The 19,972-nt window shown below is 36.8% G+C and carries 14 protein-coding genes and 2 pseudogenes; 1 reads left to right on the top strand and 15 read right to left on the bottom strand.

What is annotated here, in order from left to right; genetic code table 11:
- Nucleotides 1–569 precede the first annotated feature (569 nt).
- The 14 genes from KQI21_RS10320 to ftsE form a co-directional block, all read right to left on the bottom strand.
- A complete protein-coding gene (locus tag KQI21_RS10320) occupies nucleotides 570–923 on the bottom strand; it encodes a phage holin family protein (RefSeq protein WP_216484312.1) in 354 nt (117 codons plus the stop codon).
- A gap of 57 nt (nucleotides 924–980) precedes the next feature.
- Nucleotides 981–1,649 carry a bacillithiol biosynthesis deacetylase BshB2 gene (gene bshB2, locus KQI21_RS10315; RefSeq protein ID WP_216484088.1) on the bottom strand — a complete coding sequence of 223 codons (669 nt, stop codon included), beginning with the start codon at nucleotides 1,647–1,649 and terminating at the stop codon, nucleotides 981–983.
- Between the two features lie 5 nt (nucleotides 1,650–1,654).
- Nucleotides 1,655–1,948 (bottom strand): hypothetical protein, encoded by a 294-nt coding sequence (locus tag KQI21_RS10310; RefSeq protein ID WP_216484087.1) that lies wholly within the window; start codon nucleotides 1,946–1,948, stop codon nucleotides 1,655–1,657.
- 27 nt (nucleotides 1,949–1,975) lie between these two features.
- On the bottom strand, nucleotides 1,976–2,329 hold the full coding sequence (locus KQI21_RS10305; protein ID WP_216484086.1) for a YojF family protein: 354 nt from the start codon (nucleotides 2,327–2,329) through the stop codon (nucleotides 1,976–1,978).
- Between the two features lie 403 nt (nucleotides 2,330–2,732).
- Nucleotides 2,733–2,924: a hypothetical protein gene (locus KQI21_RS10300; protein WP_216484085.1), complete on the bottom strand. Its 192-nt coding sequence runs from the start codon at nucleotides 2,922–2,924 to the stop codon at nucleotides 2,733–2,735.
- Nucleotides 2,925–3,294: 370 nt separating this feature from the next.
- Nucleotides 3,295–6,171, bottom strand: a complete 2,877-nt coding sequence (uvrA, locus tag KQI21_RS10295; RefSeq protein WP_216484084.1) for an excinuclease ABC subunit UvrA — start codon at nucleotides 6,169–6,171, stop codon at nucleotides 3,295–3,297.
- Nucleotides 6,172–6,175: 4 nt separating this feature from the next.
- Nucleotides 6,176–8,158 carry an excinuclease ABC subunit UvrB gene (gene uvrB / locus KQI21_RS10290; RefSeq protein ID WP_216484083.1) on the bottom strand — a complete coding sequence of 661 codons (1,983 nt, stop codon included), beginning with the start codon at nucleotides 8,156–8,158 and terminating at the stop codon, nucleotides 6,176–6,178.
- A 396-nt stretch (nucleotides 8,159–8,554) separates the two neighbouring features.
- Nucleotides 8,555–9,700: an MGDG synthase family glycosyltransferase gene (locus KQI21_RS10285; protein ID WP_216484082.1), complete on the bottom strand. Its 1,146-nt coding sequence runs from the start codon at nucleotides 9,698–9,700 to the stop codon at nucleotides 8,555–8,557.
- A gap of 20 nt (nucleotides 9,701–9,720) precedes the next feature.
- Entirely contained in the window at nucleotides 9,721–10,281 is a 561-nt protein-coding gene (locus KQI21_RS10280; RefSeq protein ID WP_253291389.1) for a YkoP family protein, read from the bottom strand.
- Between the two features lie 267 nt (nucleotides 10,282–10,548).
- Entirely contained in the window at nucleotides 10,549–11,739 is a 1,191-nt protein-coding gene (locus KQI21_RS10275; protein ID WP_216484081.1) for a PDZ domain-containing protein, read from the bottom strand.
- A gap of 757 nt (nucleotides 11,740–12,496) precedes the next feature.
- A complete protein-coding gene (locus KQI21_RS10270; RefSeq protein ID WP_216484080.1) occupies nucleotides 12,497–13,942 on the bottom strand; it encodes a S41 family peptidase in 1,446 nt (481 codons plus the stop codon).
- A 495-nt stretch (nucleotides 13,943–14,437) separates the two neighbouring features.
- A complete protein-coding gene (locus tag KQI21_RS10265) occupies nucleotides 14,438–15,862 on the bottom strand; it encodes a murein hydrolase activator EnvC family protein (RefSeq protein ID WP_216484079.1) in 1,425 nt (474 codons plus the stop codon).
- Between the two features lie 134 nt (nucleotides 15,863–15,996).
- The gene (gene ftsX, locus KQI21_RS10260; protein WP_216484078.1) at nucleotides 15,997–16,890 is read right to left on the bottom strand and encodes a permease-like cell division protein FtsX; all 894 of its coding nucleotides are present in this window, start codon (nucleotides 16,888–16,890) and stop codon (nucleotides 15,997–15,999) included.
- Nucleotides 16,880–17,566 carry a cell division ATP-binding protein FtsE gene (gene ftsE / locus KQI21_RS10255; RefSeq protein WP_216484077.1) on the bottom strand — a complete coding sequence of 229 codons (687 nt, stop codon included), beginning with the start codon at nucleotides 17,564–17,566 and terminating at the stop codon, nucleotides 16,880–16,882. Before ftsE ends, ftsX begins: the two co-directional genes overlap by 11 nt.
- A gap of 411 nt (nucleotides 17,567–17,977) precedes the next feature.
- Here ftsE and KQI21_RS10250 point away from each other — a divergent pair.
- Nucleotides 17,978–19,308: pseudogene (locus tag KQI21_RS10250) on the top strand (IS3 family transposase).
- 66 nt (nucleotides 19,309–19,374) lie between these two features.
- Here KQI21_RS10250 and KQI21_RS10245 read toward each other — a convergent pair.
- Nucleotides 19,375–19,542 (bottom strand): annotated as a pseudogene (locus tag KQI21_RS10245) (transposase domain-containing protein); the annotation flags it as partial.
- Nucleotides 19,543–19,972 lie beyond the last annotated feature (430 nt).

Genomic DNA, 19,972 nt, shown 5'->3' with positions numbered 1-19,972 from the left:
TCTTGAATAAGTATGTACAATCAGATTTATAACCAAACAGGCTAAAAAAGTCCATTCTCAGACTTCTTTTAACCAACATTTTAGTATGTTTTATATCTCGCATTCACCTCAATATAACAAGCAAAAGTTTTCTTCATTGTAGCATATCCCACAAAAAAATCGTAGACTTAATTGCCTACGACCAAGTATGATAACTATTGCTGCGACATAATCAGAGCCTAAAGATAGAATAGTTAATTGCCATAACCACCTTTCTTTTAGGTAAGATAGGCTCTCATCAATAAGAAATTTATGAATCTTGCAGTATCTGTTTCTCTGCTAAATGACTCCTTTTACTATCTTGTACGAAGAGCCATGGTAAAAAATATAAAGTGAAACTTCATTTAGTAGGTCTTTATTTCCATCCCTTACTAAATGTTAGTACCGCAAGAGTATGACCTAAAGGCCTCCCGAACCAATCGGGCATTTAGGTGCCGTTATCTCCCACTTTGACTTTTTCGTATTGCCTACACTCTTGAAGTAGGAGTCTGTACTGTCCGTAAATCGAACACCATTCACTTTTATTTGTGTTAACGAACGGAATCTTGTACTAATCGATTTAGTAGTAAATTAATGATGGAAATAATTATTGCTGCAATTACAGCTGTTCCAAAACCATTGATCACAAAGGAGTCTCCTATGATTGCTTGTGTAAGCATCAATGTAATAGCATTAATGACAAATAAAAAGAATCCTAACGTAAGCACTGTGATCGGCAATGTTAAAACAATTAAAATCGGCTTGACAATGATATTCAAAATAGATAGGATAAAGCTGGCAATTAGAGCTGTTCCAAAACCCTCTAAATGAAAAGAAGCAAACAATTGCGCTACGGCAATCAGTGCTACTGCATTAAGAACAATTGACAAGAGCCATCTAGTCATCTCCAAATATCCTCTCCTTTGTTTAAACACCTTAACATAATTATTTCCAATTGACACTTATTCAAGCTTCCAAATAAAGAATTCTTCTTTACCAAACCGTTCCTTTGCCTCTTGTAAAATCTCCGCTCCTAATTGTTTGTAGTCTTTTAATTTACCTATAATTCCGCTTGCTTGTGATTCATGACATAAAATAGCTTCCATTTTCTTTTCAAAATAATCCGCTACATCATTTATGATATCCGGCTCGCCTAACTCCTGTTTAAACCCACGGGCAAACGCTTGTGCCCATACAGTTGGGCGCTTTGTATCATTCATTGCTTCTACTGCCTTAATAGCAGCCGCTCCCAATGCGTTATGATCTGGGTGTACAGCATAGCCTGGATAATGTGTTATAACTAAACTAGGCGCTATTTCATCTAAAATATCTTTTAAATGTTTGGCAATTTTCGTCTGATCCTCAAACTCTAGCGTTTTATCTCGATAACCGAGCATCACTAATTCCATATCCAACACCTTACAGGCATTCTGCAATTCTTGTTTGCGAATTTGCGGAAGAGTCTCTCGATTAGCAAAGGGAGGATTCCCCATATTTCTTCCCATTTCTCCTAATGTACCACATAAATATGTCACAGGAACTCCTTGACTGCGAAAATGAGCAATTGATCCCGCAGCCCCGAACGATTCATCATCTGGATGTGGTAATATGACAACAACATGTTTTTCCATATTTATCACCTGTTTTTCTTGTTTAAGTATGTGTTCAGAAAGAGGGTAAAAAGAACCAGGTTAGCTAAGATCGCAGGTGCCATTAAAAAAGCAGTGTACTTTTTCTCATGTGATGCATTGCTGTCGTAGCAACTCTGTCCGTGAAAAACCGCGATGCGTTGCTTTCTTAGCTTTCCTCCTTGTCCTTGAAAAAGAAGTACACTTTTTCTAGCGTGCGATGTATTGCTGTCGAAGTATAATCTGTCCTGTTGCAATACCAACACTAGCACGTCCTGTCGAGTTGAATTTCGATTTGTCATTTTTAACAACCTTTTTGAATATCCTGTCTAATAATCGAATGGAGTTTCACTAATTTGTAATGCTACCATTAATCGCCCTTCATGATCATGACCGGCAAGTAATAATTTAGCTCCTTCATGAATGGTCCAATCCGTTAATCCTTCCGCATATATCCATCCATTGGCAGTTTTTAACCCGACTCGATAAGTTTTTCCTTCTGCCACTATTTTAGCTTGCACATACGTAATTTTTACATTTCGTACATAAGCACCTACATTATACGCTTTCTCGTTTAAATGACTGGCATATGCGCCATTTGTAGTTTCAACGTGAATATAAACAACTTTATTTAAAAATGTATCTAACCAATGTTGTACTTTTTTTATCTCAATTGGTTTCATCTCGGTTCCTCCCAATTTTCTGCTTCTTTTAGCTTATCGAAAGTTATGAAAACCGTCAAAAATTTTACCTGCATTTATAATGGAGAAGTCAATGGAAAAAAATCATTCTAATATAAACCAAACTTACCATCGTGTACTTTGGAAGTTAAAGTTTTCACTGCTTGAATTATCTTCTGAGCAAAAAGCTTTATACTTCCGCTTTATAAAGTGAAACTCCATTCCGTAGGGCTTTTCACACGGAATGTTAGTACCGTAAGGGTATGACCTAAAGGCCCTTGAACCAATCGGGCATTAAGGTGCCGTTATCTACCCACTTTGACTTCTTCGTATTCTCTTGAAGTGGGAGTCTTACGGCACCTTAGATGCGGGATAAAGTGAAACTTCATTCCGTAGGGCTTTTCCTTCATCCCCCTGCCGATAAGAAAGAATAAGGGCTATAATCTCGGGCGTTGAAAAAACCGCGATGTATTGCTGCCGTAGCTTCTCTGTCCTTGAAAAAGAAGGTCACTTTTTCTGTGTGCGAAGTATCGCTGTAGTGGTTTTTTCTTGTCCTTGAAAAAGAAGAACGCTTTTTCTTCGTGCGATGCTTATTCAAGAAGTCTTACTTGTCCTGTTGACCTGAACAAATCGGATATTTTTGGCGCTGCTATCTTCCTACTTAGTTCTTTATATTCTCTATAATGCTTGAAGTGATAGGCGCCTTAGATACTGGTCAACGAAAGATTACTTTGTTTACACTTTGAATATTAAAATTTCTACTATGTCGCTTTTTAGATAAATGTTGTATACTTATTCTTTACACTAGCGATGTCCTATCTCCTGCTAAGAGTCTCATTATAGTAAGTTCTGCTTCTCGTTTTAAAATCGTTAGACAGATTGTGAATTTCCTTACAAAAATATAGAAAAAAGCCTCAAGGTTACCCCAAGACTTTCTCTTCTTTTATAGGTTGTAGGCGACTAACGGACTATTTAGTTGTAAACTGCTCTTTAGCTTTTATTACATTTTCCATTCGTTTTTTATCACGTTCTAACACATGTTTTAAATACTTCCCAGTATAAGAGGCTTCTGTTTTGGCAATTTGTTCTGGAGTACCTGTAGCAATAATTTGACCGCCGCCAGCACCACCCTCAGGACCTAAGTCGATAATATGGTCTGCTGTCTTAATAACATCTAAATTATGTTCAATAATTAAAACCGTATCGCCATTATCTACCAGGCGCTGTAACACATTTAGCAATCGGCTGATATCATCTGCATGTAGCCCTGTAGTCGGCTCATCCAATATATAAAGCGACTTTCCATTAGAGCGACGATGTAATTCACTAGCAAGTTTAACACGTTGAGCTTCACCGCCAGATAAGGTAGTTGCCGGTTGGCCAAGCTTAATATAGCCGAGCCCGACATCATAGATCGTTTGTAATTTCCGCTTAATTTTTGGGATGTTAGCGAAAAACTCCAACGCTTCTTCAATCGTCATTCCTAATACATCTGCTATATTTTTTCCCTTATATTTCACTTCTAAGGTTTCTCGATTATAGCGACTGCCATGACATACTTCACACGGTACATAAACATCTGGAAGAAAATGCATTTCAATCTTGATAATACCATCCCCATGACAGGCCTCACAACGTCCACCTTTGACATTAAAGCTGAATCTCCCCTTCTTATAGCCTCTAATTTTCGCTTCATTTGTCTGCGCAAACACATCACGAATATCATCAAATACACCTGTATATGTTGCTGGGTTGGAACGAGGGGTTCTGCCAATTGGTGACTGGTCAATATCAATTACTTTTTCGATATGTTCAATACCCTTTATTTTTTTATATTTTCCGGGCTTATGTTTTCCTGTATAAAGCTCTTTAGCTAGCGCTTTATATAAAATTTCATTCACCAGTGTACTTTTTCCTGAACCAGATACACCTGTAACGACTGTCATTAAACCAATTGGTATTTTCACAGAAACCTTTTTTAAATTATTTTCTTCTGCTCCGACAATTTCAATGGCACGCTTATCTTGTTTACGCCGTTTTGCTGGTAATGGTATGAATTTGTTTCCAGATAAATATTGTCCTGTCAATGAATTCGGATTTTCCATTACCTTTTCAGGCGTATCGCTTGCAACAATTGCTCCGCCATGCTCTCCAGCACCTGGTCCAATATCAATTAACCAATCAGCAGCAAGCATCGTATCTTCATCGTGTTCAACAACGATCAAGGTATTATCTAAATCCCTCATGCTTTTTAATGTTTCAATTAACCGATCATTATCCCGTTGATGTAAGCCGATGGAAGGCTCGTCCAATACATACAGGACTCCAGTTAACGCTGAGCCAATTTGAGTGGCTAAACGAATGCGCTGTGCTTCTCCACCCGAAAGTGTACCTGCAGATCGGGATAATGTTAAATAATCCAAACCAACATTGTTTAAAAATTCTAATCGATTGCTGATTTCTTTCAAGATCATTTTTGCAATTTGCATTTCTTTTGTTGATAGTTGAAGCGATTGGAAAAAGTTTTGAGCTTCAACGATAGAGAAATTAGTAACCTCGCTAATGTGCAGCCCATTTATTTGAACAGCAAGAGCTTCTTGTTTTAAACGATATCCTTTACATGCAGGACAAGCTTTTTGCGCCATGTACTGCTCTAAATTTTCTCGAATAAACTCGGAGGAAGTCTCCCGGTAGCGTCTAGCTACATTATTTACTACCCCTTCAAAAACAATATCGCTATCTCGTACATTGCCAAAATCATTAACATAATGAAAGTGAATTTTTTCCTTGCCACTGCCGTAAAGGATTTTGTCCATTTTTTCTTTTGGAATATCTTTAACTGGTTTATCCATATCTATATCATAATGTTCACAGACGCTTTTTAAAAGCTGAGGATAATATTGCGAGCTGATCGGCTTCCAGGGAGCAAGTGCATGCTCATTTAACGATTTATTCCAATCCGGAATCACTAGATCTAAATCTACTTCCAAATTCGTTCCCAACCCGTCACAAGTAGGACAAGCACCGTATGGACTATTAAAGGAAAATAGCCTCGGTTCTAATTCGCCAATGGAAAATCCACAAATCGGGCAAGCATGATTTTCGCTAAATGTCATTTCTTCCTGACCAATAACATCAACAATAATTTTACCTTCTCCTAAGGCCAGAGCAGTCTCGATAGAATCACTTAACCGTCCCTCAATGCCTTCCTTGACAACAATTCGATCAACAACTACTTCAATGGAATGCTTTTTATTCTTTTCCAGCTTAATGTCTTCTGTTACTTCCCGCATTTCTTTATCAATACGAATACGGACATACCCTTCTTGCTTTAATTTTTCCAAAACTTTTACATGTTCTCCTTTTCTTCCAGAAACAACTGGAGCAAGGATTTGCATCTTCGTTCGTTCCGGATATTCCATAATACGATCGACCATCTGTTGTACGGTTTGTGAGGTTATTTCAATTCCATGCTTAGGACAAGTTGGATGTCCAACACGGGCAAATAACAATCGTAAATAATCATAGATTTCCGTTACTGTTCCTACCGTCGATCTTGGATTTTTACTCGTTGTCTTCTGATCTATGGATATTGCTGGTGACAAGCCTTCAATGGCGTCAACATCCGGCTTTTCCATTTGCCCTAAAAACTGACGAGCATATGCGGAAAGGGATTCAACATAACGGCGTTGCCCCTCCGCATAGATCGTATCAAAAGCAAGTGAAGACTTCCCTGAACCAGACAGGCCGGTGAGAACAACAAGCTTGTTTTTTGGTATCTTAACATTAACGTTTTTTAAATTATGAGCTCTAGCGCCTTGAATTGTAATAAATTTACTAGGCATTTCATCACCTTCCTGCTTTTAATTCAAGTATAATATCACGAAGTTCTGCCGCTTTTTCAAAGTCCAGCGCTTTAGCAGCTTCCTTCATTTCCTTTTCCATGTTGGCAATTACTTTTTCTTTATCTTTCTTAGTTAATTTGCTAATACTTTTCGTCGTAGTTTCATAACTTTCTTGTTCTTCTGCGACAACAGTTACGCGTATAACATCTCTTACTTCCTTTTTAATTGTAGTTGGTGTGATATGATGCTTTTTATTATGGGCCTTCTGCTTTTCACGGCGTCGCTTTGTCTCATCAATAGCCACACGCATCGAATTAGTTATTCTATCTGCATACATGATAACCATGCCATTTTCATTGCGTGCTGCTCGTCCCATCGTTTGAATCAGAGACCGTTCTGAACGCAGGAATCCTTCCTTATCTGCATCCAAAATAGCAACTAACGACACTTCTGGAATATCTAGACCTTCACGTAATAAATTTATGCCAACAAGTACATCATATTTGCCAATTCGTAAATCACGAATTAACTCGATTCGTTCTAATGTCTTAATTTCTGAATGCAAATAAGCAACTTTGATTCCAATCTCTTTTAAATAATCGGTGAGATCTTCAGACATTTTCTTCGTCAAGGTAGTTACAAGCACACGTTCATTTTTCTCTGTACGTTTATGGATTTCGCCAATTAAATTATCAATTTGTCCTTCAATTGGGCGGACGTCGACAATTGGATCTAATAATCCCGTTGGACGAATAATCTGTTCTGTCATTACAGGCGAATGTTCCAATTCATATGGACCTGGGGTAGCAGAAACGTACACGAGCTGATTCGTCGCTTTTTCAAACTCCTCAAAACGTAATGGGCGGTTATCTAACGCAGATGGCAGTCTAAATCCATGGTCAACTAACACTTGTTTACGAGCCTGGTCCCCATTATACATTCCACGAATCTGTGGCAATGTAACATGTGATTCGTCGATAAAGACTAGAAAATCATCGGGAAAATAATCGAGCAATGTATATGGTGTCGAACCTGGTTCACGCAACGTGAGATGGCGCGAGTAATTTTCAATACCTGAACAAAAACCCATCTCATTCATCATTTCTAAATCATAATTCGTACGTTGTTCCAGACGCTGCGCTTCGAGCAACTTCCCTTGATCTCGCAATTCTTTTAGCCGTTCCTCCAGTTCTTTTTCAATATTTCTAATCGCAAGCTTCATCTTTTCCTCTCTAGTTACGAAGTGGGATGCCGGGAAAACAGCGACATGCTCTCTGTCACCAATTATTTCCCCTGTTAGTGCATCAACTTCACGAATCCGATCCACCTCATCACCAAAAAACTCAATCCGAATGCAATGTTCTTCTTTGGATGCCGGTATAATCTCTACAGAATCCCCCCGCACTCGAAACGTTCCACGCTGAAAATCAATATCATTACGGGCGTATTGAATACTTACAAGCTCACGTAACAATTGATCACGGTCTTTTTCCATGCCAGCTCGAATAGAAAGCACTTGACTTTTATATTCCTCGGGTGAACCTAACCCGTAAATACAAGACACACTTGCAACGATAAGCACATCTCTTCGTTCAAACAGCGAGGAGGTAGCCGAGTGTCTGAGCTTATCTATTTCATCATTGATACTTGCATCTTTTTCAATGAATGTATCGGTAGAAGGTACATATGCTTCTGGTTGATAATAATCATAATAGCTGACAAAGTACTCTACCGCGTTATTAGGAAAAAACTCTTTAAACTCACTGTATAACTGGCCAGCTAATGTTTTATTATGAGCAATCACTAACGTTGGCCGGTTTAATTCCTTTATAACATTGGACATGGTAAAGGTTTTTCCTGTACCCGTAGCACCCAACAATGTTTGATGCCTTTTGCCAGCCTTTACTCGTTTCACGATTTCTTTAATTGCTTGAGGTTGATCTCCTCTTGGTTCATAGTTGGCCACTAGTTCAAACTTATTCTGCACTAGTTTCTCCTCCGATCCGTCATTGACTATTTTTTATTCTACCATAAATCTTGTTCATTTTAACAGAAAAACGAACAAATATTCGTTTTTATTTTTAGGTGAAGATAAAGAAACTGGTAATGGAAATACGGCTCTTTACATTCGGGATAAAGGAAACATGCCTCTAAAACAGTGATATGCTGACACCGGCGGCAAGCCCTTTTAGTCGACCTTCCTTTAGATTCGAGTCGATGTTAACTTATGATAGAAAGGAGATCAAAGATTGCCGGCAGCACGAGGCTTATGCTAGACGAAGATACTTTTCAAAAAGTGATCTATCATGTACAACGGGTATAGTTTTCCTAAACAATAAAAAACTATCAGCACTGGATCGTGCTCATAGCTCTATAATTTTATTTAATTAATTTCCCGACTTCGACTATCGATCATGTGTTGGCTTATTCGTTTTATAATGTTAGCAATGGATTCTTTATCCATAGCTTGGAAATATGCATCCAATTGCTGTTGAAACTGTTCTTGTCTATCTATATTAACAAAAAAATCGAAAATTTGCTGTTCAAACGACTTCCTTTTATCAAGTTGTTGAACTAAACATAAACGAGTTAGCTCCTGTAAATTGATTTTTTCTTGTCCTGGTAATGTATCACAAACAAAGATCGGCTTACGTTTCATTAGGGATTCACTGATCGTCACTCCACCGGGCTTCGTAACAACAGCATCTACTTGTTCATATAATTGATTAATTTGCTTTTTTGAACTTATATAATTTAGTGGAGTAATGTTAGCGTGGTTAGCTGAGATAAGCTGGTTATATAGTTCATTATTCTTTCCACATAATACATATACATGCTCCAGCCTCGACAAATGTACAGATGATAATAAATGCTGAATACCCCCGGTTCCTAAACTGCCACCACTAATTAGCAGCTTAATTCTCCGTTTCTCCTCAGCTACAGAATCATTTTTAGAAAGGGCCGGATGAATCGGAATACCTGTAATAAAGATATTTTTTTCCTTTACTCCTAGACGTATTAAAACATCTCTCATCGCAATTGATGGAACAAAATGATAGTCAATTCCGTTAATTCCCCATAGACAATTTATAAAAAAATCCGTGTAAACATTGACTGTGGTCGCAGTCACTATTCCTTCTTGTTTCAATATGCTAACTATATTGGAAGGTAATGAATGGGTAAAAAAAATCATCTCCGGTTGTGCTTCATTAATTAACTTCTTCACAACTGAACGAAAAATTAATTCATAATGCCGTTGTCTTGTTCGTTTCAATGGTTGCTTATAGACCAGTTGGGAATACAACTGATCATACAGGTTGGGAAAATGAGTAATCCACTTAAGATAAATAGAAGATACAAGCTTTTCAATATTTCCATAGCCATAAGCGAGTATATCTATTTTTTGTACAGATTTTGTTGGATAAACTTGCTTATATTCTGCTATTAAGGCGTCAGCAACATGATGGTGCCCGCTTGGAATTTGTAAAAAGGGGAAAAACAAGGCATCTACTTGTTGGCTACGATTCATTGATTGTTCCATCCTATTCTCTATGGTTTTATGGATTCTTCACTTGCATATATAGTTAATAGTTTTCTTTTTGACATGAACAAATATACAGGATTGATTTTTTTAGTTCCCGTAAACAAATTAATTGGGAGTAAAGTCACCTGTTTAAAAAATCGATAAAGCGCATTTTTCAACGGTGCTTTTTCAAAACCGAGACGCTCTGCTCCTCTTGACAAATTAGTTATACCAATAACACCCTTTACTTTTTCATTGCTTGGGTGTGACTGAATATACATTGCTAAGCTGGGCATTGCTTGCTTAATAATATGATAAATGAATACGGCACGTTTTATATCGTTGGTAACGGTAGATAATTCTTTTAACAGTTTTACGTTGTGCAAATGAATTTTAAGTAGAACATCATTTTTTTGTAGCACGGTTCCGTCAGATAGTACTACGGTTGCTCCTTTATATTTCGTCAATCTCGCCCGTAACACGGTTCGGTTTTGATTGGAGTCAACAATATAAGTTAATCTGGAGCAGGCAAAATAAATAGGATCAATCCTCTTCCAAAAGCTTAACATACAGCTCTTTATTAACATGATTAACACTCCAAAACTTTACTTACAATTAGTTTGTATATATATAGTGCAAATTATTAAAGGAAGTTCTTGGAGAATTGTTAACGAAAAGGAAAGCCATCTATGTTTGCTTAGTTCTCAATCAAAACAGAATTCCTTTAGAAATCGCTAATTTTTCTTATCGTGTTACGACATTGAAATTACCTCTTAAGTAAATCCCCTATAAAAAAACCTGCCTTTTGTTCTGATGTTTTATCATCTCAAAGTCAGGTTAAATTATGTTCCATTTCAAACAATGTTATGTTTTTCTTTATAATGCGGTGTACTGGTGCATAGAATTCCTAATCCATGGTGATCCCCTTCATACCAAGCACCCTGAAGTATACGCATCTCTCCAGCTTTATTAATGACTTCTAATTTAAAAAAAGCTCCATTTGTTTGCAATGCCTCATAATATTGCGTCATGCTATTAACTTTTCTGCCATTTACCTTTGTTATCCATTCACCTGCTTCTATTTCCATACGGTCAGCAGGTGAGTTCGGAAGCACAACAAGTATCTTTAATGCTTGATCTGGTGATTGAAAAAAGCCGGACTTGGCTTCATCTTTCATACGATGAAGATAATTAATAAGTTCTCTTCCGATAACGGCAACGACAACTCCGATAAGAGAAGCCCAGGAATAATAAATACTTAAACATGCAAATAAACCAACTAAAATACTTAGAAGCAATGTAGAACGAGCCATCTTTACAGCAGCTATTTTTGGATCCTGCCCTCGAACTACCTGTTCAAAACCTAAAACAAATGGAATAAGCATCAAACTATATTCCTCTCCACCAATTGTAAAGTATGGCCAATAATCAGCAAATGATGTAATTGAACCAGTTGGTAGGAGTGTAAAAAAAGGAAGGACAGTCATTTTTTTCAAGCGATGTTGACCGATCCAACCACCACGATGTCCTAGACTTAATTCAGGATAACTAATATCATTTCGTGCTCTAAATAGAAACAAACTTTCTGCAAATAATAATAAAGCCAATAAGCTTACTAAACCAGAAAGATTTATATCCCCAATCCATTCAGATTGTAAAAACGGGAGTTGTTTTGCCAACTCTGGAAGAAATAACAGTAATAGATAAGTTATCCCCAATGTATAACTTGCTGAAAGGAATGAGAACTTGCCATTTATACTAACAAGAATTGTAATGATACTAAGAAGCAAAATAGCAGGAATAGAAAGAACAACTCCGACACCAATTGTAAAAGCTGAAAGTACCAAACCTATCAGCACAGCCGTCAACAACGTATGCTTCCACTCAGAGAACAAATCATATATTTTAATGCCAAAATCCAGTCTTTCGCTCTTAATTCTTTTTGCTCCAGCCAAAAGGACTAGTAAAACAGACCAATATAATAACGGGGTTAAAAATAATCGTCCTATTCCTTTTGCGCTTTCAACTAGCCATGCTTCCCACATCTCTGATCACCTCAGTGTCACAATTTGCCTAGATCCGTTTCTTCATGGTGGATATTTTTTTGAAAGTAGCTTCGCCTCGCTTATGAGCACAACAACTAGCAAACTTCGATTTTCTTCCTATGATGAGTCAACATCGGCTCGAATCTAAAGGAAGGCCGACTAAAAACGGGCTTACCGCTCAGGCATCGGCATACCCCTGTTGCAGGGCATGTTTTCTTTATCCCGAATGAAAGTATCCGTATTTTTCTCGCTTATGATTTTGCAAACATGGTGAAAAAACGGCTCCTAAATCCCCGATTCGTTCAATCAACAGGACAAGGAAGACTACGACAGCGATGCATCGCACGCAGAAAAAGTGTTTTTTCTTTTTCAAGGACAGAGTTGCTTCGATAGCAATACACCGCACGAAGAAAAAGTGTTTTTCTTTTTCAAGGACAGAGTTGCTTCGATAGCAATACACCGCACGAAGAAAAAGTGTTTTTCTTTTTCAAGGACAAGGAAGACTACGACAGCGATGCATCGCACGCAGAAAAAGTGTTTTTCTTTTTCAAGGAGAAGATCATTCCTTGAATGAATTTCCATAAGTTCTCCAATTTGTATGTCGCTTACCGAAAGCTTATGCTATTGTTCTCATGTTTCATTACATCTTTCTTATCGGAAGTCTGAACTGCTGCTGACTTGTCTCGGCCTATTCGGGAAAAATCCGCGAGATAATTACCCGCGGATTACAACATACATTTATCATTTTTTCTTCTATTTAACGGTATAGTTCCTTTAACGCTTTTTCCAGTTGTTGATCATCTTTCCCATTTCGAACCCTATCGATGATCTTCGTCTCAATTGACTTTGCTGTTTTTTTATCAATCTTGCCAGTAGCTGTTAAGCCATTATCTGTTTGAAACTGCTTGACAGCTTCCTTGGTTTGTGAATTGAAATAGCCGTCTGTTCTACCGGTTTTGTAATCTAAGCCCTCTAACATAATTTGTATATTTTTTATTTTATCGTCAGTTTGATCTTCCGTCAATGGTTCCTCAATTTGAACCGGACTTGTATAATAATATTCAGGCTGCTTTACTTCTACTGTCGGCTTTACACCTTTTTCGTGGATCCAATTTCCTTTAGGTGAGAGCCATTTAAACAGTGTCAATTTGATAGTGCTATCATCGCCTAATGGTACAGCTTGTTGAATCGTTCCTTTTCCAAAACTCGACTGTCCAACAATGTCATAATCCATTTCTTTCAATGCGACTGCCAAAATTTCCGAAGCAGAAGCGCTTCCTTCATCAATAATAACACTAATCGGATATTCTTTTTTCTTTTTCAAGTCTGAATAATACGGAGTCTTTTTACCGTCTTGATCCTCTACTTGCAAATAAGGCATGTCTTTTGGAACAAATTGTTTTAACATATCTTCTACTACATTCAGTAGTCCACCTGGATTGCCCCGAACATCAATAACCAAACCTTCAATTCCATCATTTTCCATCGTTTGCAGCTGTTCATTAAATTCTTTAGCAGTATGTTCAGAGAAGTTAGTTACTTCTAAAATGCCTGTTTTTTTGCCGTTGATTGTTTCTGTTTTACTATAAACTGTTTCAAGCGGAATCGTATCTCTTACAATGGTTACATTAAAAGGATCTTTAACTCCCGGACGACGTATTTTCAGCTTTACTTTAGAACCTTTTTTTCCACGAATTTTAGCCACTGCTTCATTTTGACTTAATCCTTCAATGCTTTTACCATCCACTTCGAGAACTTGGTCATTTGGCCGTAAACCCGATTTTTCTGCTGGTGAGTCTTTTATTGGTGCTACAATCGTCAATACATCATCTATTTTGTTAATTTCGGCGCCAATCCCTTCAAAGGAAGACTCGATTTGTTCGTTGAACTGTTTCATTGTTTCCGCATCCATATAAGCGCTATATGGATCTTCTAACGTAGCAAGCATTCCCTGAATGGCTCCTTCTATTAATTGCTTATCCTCGACATCTTCCAAGTAATTTTCTTTAATTAATTGAAAGGCTTGATCTATTTTCTCTACATTTGTCGCATCAGATCCATTTGTTTCCTCAACCAGGCTGGCTGATTGTTTCATTTGTGGTGTTTTTGTCTGTGCTAACTTCACTCCAACATATCCACCAACCAGACCAAGTGTTAACGCTACGATAAGAAGTAATCCAATATGTAGCTTTCTTAATTTCATTTTTTCACCTCAACTATTTTAACATTTTAATTCGTGATCAACATCTACTTGTTCATGTAGCATATCATAAAAATGTAACAGTTATTCTTAATTATCGATACAATTCCATTTACAACTTTATTGACACTATAGTAGAACTTTCACGATCCATACCGTACAGTAAATATTTGAAAACAAGCTTTTAACTCCCAAAAAATTACCGATTCTCTTGCTTTCCTTAATTACATCATAGATTACTCAGAACATGAAACTTCCGTAATCAATATTATATAAAATTTGATTGGGAAAGCTAATATTTATTATATATCACTGTAACACATTCCCCAGTTAAAGCTAAAAAGGTTCGTTTAACTTTTAAATGCATAAGAAAAGCATAACATGAACATTTATTTATGACTATAATTTTTACTTACCTTATTATGTAATTATACAGCTTCCTATAGAAAAAACATCAAGTCAAACTGAATTTGACTTGATGTTTTTCTTATTATTCATTTAGTTCAATATACTTAAAGGGTCAATAGAATTACTTTTTGCTGCATTCCAACCACCGCGATGTACTTCAAAGTGCAAATGCGGACCAGTAGAATTCCCAGTATTGCCAGATCTACCGATAACTTGACCAGCACTTACTGTCTGACCTGGGCTTACATTGATACTATCTAAATGAGCATAGAGCGTAGTATATGATACCCCATTAATATAATGAGAAACTAATACAACATTCCCATAGCCAGTCATACCAGGTTGTCCGTCTGTATTTGTTTGAATGACAACACCCGGAGCTGCAGTCCGTACTGGTGTGCCAATTGGCACACCAAAGTCAATCCCTGCATGCAATTCTCCCCAGCGATGACCATAGCCAGAAGTAATTCCAGCTGAAACTGGGTAACTCAAGCCTGCACCAGTCTTTGGAGGTGTTGAACTTGAATCAGATGTTGAAACACTTGGACTTGAACTGGCTGACGAAGGTGAAGATCCGCCGTTGGATGGTGAACTTCCACCTGATGATTTTGCTGCTCTACTTGATTGCTTCGTTTGTTGCTGCTCTGCTTTTTGCTTTGCTAATTGTTCTAATTCACTTTTTTGCGCTTGCGCAAGCTGTTTTGCTTTTTCAGCTGCAGCAGCTTGGTTAGCTAGAATTTCCTGTTCTTTCTTTACACTTACTTTGTATTGCTCTAATTCTTTTTGCTCATCTTGTAGACTTGCCATTAATGTTTCTTTTTCTGATAATTGGTCACTTAATTTTCCTTTTAATGCAACCAGTTCCTGTTTTTGTCCTTGCAATGACCGCTTTTTCTGCTCAACTTCACCTTTTTTGTTTTCTACGTCTACTTTATTTTTTTCTACTGTAACCTTATCCGCTGTATGCTGCTCCATAATTGATTTATCTTGATCCATAATTGTATTTACCGCCGTGGAACGACTGATAAAATCTCCAAAGCTTTTTGCTCCTAAGATCACTTCTATGTATTTCATTTCTCCGCCGTTCTCTTGAATGTTGCGCAATCGATCTTTTAGCATTGCTTCGCGTTTTTTAATCCGTTCCTGTAAAATAGCAATTTCATTTTTTAATTTTTCGATTTGAGCTGTTAGTTGTTCCATTTGTTTATTTGTTTCATCAATCTTGGACTCTTTCATTTTAATTTGTTTCAACGTAGTTTCAAGCTCTTTATCTAGCGAATTAATATCTGTTTCTACAGAATTTTGCTCATTGAGATTAGCTTTAATTTTTTTATCTGTTTTATCATAATCACCTTTAAGATTGCTTCTTTTATTTTCTAACTCTTTTTGCTGCTGTTCGAGCTCATTAATCTTCTTATTGAGGTCATTCGTTGTCTCAGCGGATATAGAAGTCGTAGATAAAGTTATCGTAGAAGCTGCTAACATAGTTGATAATAGTACTGGAAACTTTTTCATTAATATTCCTTCCCCTTCCTCTTGCTATATAAATCTATTTTTATGAGTAGAGAGGTTAGCCATCTCTACTCATGATCCTTGATTAACAAGTTAACCTCAAATAGCGAAGTTTTTATGTGTTCATAGAAAACATCTCACACCTTTAAGTATTTCCGAACACTCATCACGCTTCCCCAAACACCAATAACTGCTCCAATTGCTAATATAATTAGTGAAAGCTGAAATGCAAACGGAGTATAAGGCAAGAATTCGACAAACTTATAACGTATTTGCTTACTAACGACATTTTCCAAATAGTAATATCCGGTAAAGACTACGAGGATCGGTATAATCGACCCTAGTACACCTAGAAGAAGGCCTTCCACCAAAAATGGCCATCGAATAAAGCCATTGGTTGCCCCTACTAGTTTCATAATGCCAATTTCTTTGCTGCGAGCCATAATCGTTATTTTTATCGTGTTAGAAATCAGGAAAATGGCTGTAAATATTAATCCTATAATTAAAACTAGCCCAACCGTTCTTGCATATTTATTAAATTCAAACAGCCTTTCTACGACCCCTTGACCGTAAACAACCTTCTGGACATTTTCCATTCCCTCAAGCTTCTTCGCTACGGTAACAGTGTCTTTAGGATCATTGGTTTTGACAATATATACATGATTTAACGGATTATCCTGTTCAAACATTTCCCAGGCTTCTCCATCTTCACCCATGCTTTCAATTAACTTATTTAACTCATCATCTTTAGAAGAAAAAACAGCTGATTCCACACCAGCAATTTGCTGAATCGCTTTTCCCAAATTTTGAATATCTTCTTGACCAGCCGTTGGTTCAATCATTACATCGATTTGCACATCATTTTCAATATTGTCAGCCATTTGATTCAGATTAAGCATTACCGCCAAAAAGACAGCTACTAAAATCAATGTTGTTGTAACAGCACCTATAGAAGCTACTGTCATCCAGCCATTACGGCCAATACTTTTAACTCCTTCGCGCAGATGACGCAATAATGTTCTAAACTTCATAGCCGTAATCACCTCGTTGTTCATCTCTAACAATTACTCCGCCCTCTATTGCAACTACTCGGTTTTTGAATGTATTAACAATTTCTTTACTATGTGTTGCCATAATAACCGTTGTACCTCTATCATTTATTTCTTGCAATATTTTCATAATCCCCCACGACGTATCTGGGTCTAGATTTCCTGTTGGCTCATCAGCAATTACAATCTTTGGATGATTAACAATTGCTCTGGCAATAGATACGCGTTGCTGTTCCCCGCCGGACAATTCATCAGGAAACGATCTCGCCTTATGTTTTAGACCTACTTGATCCAGAACCTCCATCACTCTAGTTCGAATAATAGTCGGTGGAGACTCAATAACTTCCATTGCAAATGCAACATTTTCATAGACTGTTAGTTTAGGCAATAGTTTAAAATCCTGATAAACAACTCCAACATCTCTGCGAAGAAACGGAACTTTTTTCTCTTTTAGCTCATTAATATTTACAGAGTTCACATAAATAGTCCCTTGCGTTGGTTTTACTTCTCTAAATATCAGCCTCGTAAAAGTAGATTTCCCTGCACCGCTTGGTCCAACTATGTAAACAAATTCACCGCGTTTAATATCTATGTTTATGCCACTTAATGCCGTAACACCGTTATCATATACTTTATGTACATCTTTCATCTGTATCATCTGTAAAATCACCTTTATCCATTAGTTGTTGATTCTTGGTTGTAGTTTCTATTAATATAATTAACCCTTATGAGTTTCAAACCCTATTATAACATCTTTCGCCACGATTTTTAGACATAAAATTATTACATTTACATTTCAATAGTCGGTGTTTTGCGTAATATTTTGTTATATTTAGTATTGTCAAGGGTATATTTACCTATTTCTATTATTTAAATATACCTTCCGTAACGAATTTTCATTTCATTTACTGCAGTATCCTTTTTGATCCAGTTCAGTAAACGTAAAATAACCCACACCTATTAAATTTAAAGTGTACCCTATAGAGTAGACATGAAAAAAAGTCTACCTATAGGGTACTTTTTTGTATAATAAAGAACACAATTAGAGAAACATGGAGATGGAAAAATAATGAGTAAAAAGATTTTCACAAAGAAAGAGATCAAGCAGCTATCAACTAATAAATACGTTAAATCTGTAAGTTCAAAAGGAATTACTTATACAGATAAATTTAAACATATTTTTATTGCTGAAAAAGAGAAAGGAAAATTAACAAGAGATATATTTGAACAATGTGGCTTTGATGTTGAAGTTTTGGGAACAGAGAGAATTTATTCAGCGAGTAAAAGATGGCAAAAAGCTTATAAAATGAACGGGATAAATGGTTTACGTGACACTAGGGCAGGAAATTCCGGGCGCCCAAAAGAAACAGAACTTACCCTGGAAGAGAAAAATGCTCGCTTAGAAGCACAAATTAACTTACTAAAGGCGGAAAATGAACTTTTAAAAAAGATTCGTTTTGCAGAAAGGGGGATGAGGAAATAGAGCTTCCCCCTAGCTAAAAGTATGTACTTATTCGTTTAGTGATTGAAAAATATAAATTAAACTATATGGTGAGATACCTATGTGAAATAGCAGGTGTTTCTAGAAGTGGCTATTATCAATATTTTTCAGCTAAGTCACAAGAACAAAGAAAGCGAAGAGATGAAAAGGATGAGATTGGGAAAGGAGATTATTTTAAAAGCTTTTAATTTTAAAGGCCGAAAGAAAGGGGCACGTCAAATTAAAATGACTTTGGCGGGTCAATTTAGTGTTGTCTACAATTTGAAACGCATTCGACGCATTATGAAGAAGTACAGTATTACTTGCCCCATTCGAAAGGCAAACCCTTATAGACGAATGATGAAAGCTACCCAGGAACATCGCGTTGTACCAAACCTACTAAAAAGACAATTTAAGCAAGGGATTCCAGGAAAGGTACTCCTTACTGATATCACTTATCTTCATTTCGGCAAAGGGCTGAGAGCCTACTTATCGACCATTAAAGATGGTTCAACCGGTGAAATTTTAGCTTATCATGTATCGGATTGTATGACATTGGATTTAGCTACAGACACTCTTAAGAAGTTAAAACAGAACAAAAACTTTAAGAAAGCAAAAGACGCCTTGATTCACTCGGATCAGGGAGTGCATTATACACACCCTATCTTTCAAAAATTAGTGAAAAAGTTGGGGTTACGCCAGTTTATGTCTAGAAGAGGAAACTGCTGGGATAACGCCTCTCAAGAATCATTTTTTGGCCATCTTAAAGATGAAGCCTCTATTAAAGCATGTACAACTTTAGATGAGTTAAAAAAAGAAATTAAACAATATATGATCTATTACAATTACTACAGATACCAATGGAATTTAAAAAGATGACCCCTGTTCAATACAGAAATCACCTTCTTAAAAAAGCCTAGGTTTTTTTTAATGTCCTTTACAAGGGGTCACTTCATATTTCGGGCGTGGGTTTGTTTATAATTTGGTTAAGTATTTATTTTGTACTTTGACAATGCAATGGTATAGTTGGTAACCAACTCTTTGTTTGGTATATCGATATTGGGCGACTGCTCAAATAGATACTTCAAATATTCAAATGGATTTAATCCATTTTCTTTAGCTGTTTCCACAATACTATCAATAATGGCGCTTGATTCTGGTGTATCGGTAATCCATCTAGCAGCCATCGAAGTTGGTGCTCGTTGATTTTCATCGTCGTGGTATCCTGTTCGGAAGGCTACTGGAACTTTCCTTGTTCTAATCTACGATAATGAAGCCAAAACCATTCTTTTGTTTGATGACTCCATCGCAAAACCTCCTAAAATAACATTTTCTAAGAAGCTTATGCCACGGTTAATATATGAATAGAAGGTGGACTTGAATTGACGCTTACCTAGTTCACCCTTAAAAACGATAAAGTTGATGTTTACTTTCTTTATGATGAAATTCATCTGTGTATATATGCTGTACACTTAAAAGAACTTAATCAGTCCAAATTATTTTTACGACTGTAATTCTACGTCTGCACTTTCTTAACAATAAAAAGCCTGCTTCATGATTTCACAACCATCAAGCAGGCTTTGT

The organism is Virgibacillus proomii, from assembly GCF_018916875.1.
GTDB lineage: Bacteria > Bacillota > Bacilli > Bacillales > Amphibacillaceae > Virgibacillus > Virgibacillus proomii_B.
Note: the sequence above shows the minus strand (reverse complement) of the source record. Positions and strands in the feature narration are given on the sequence as shown.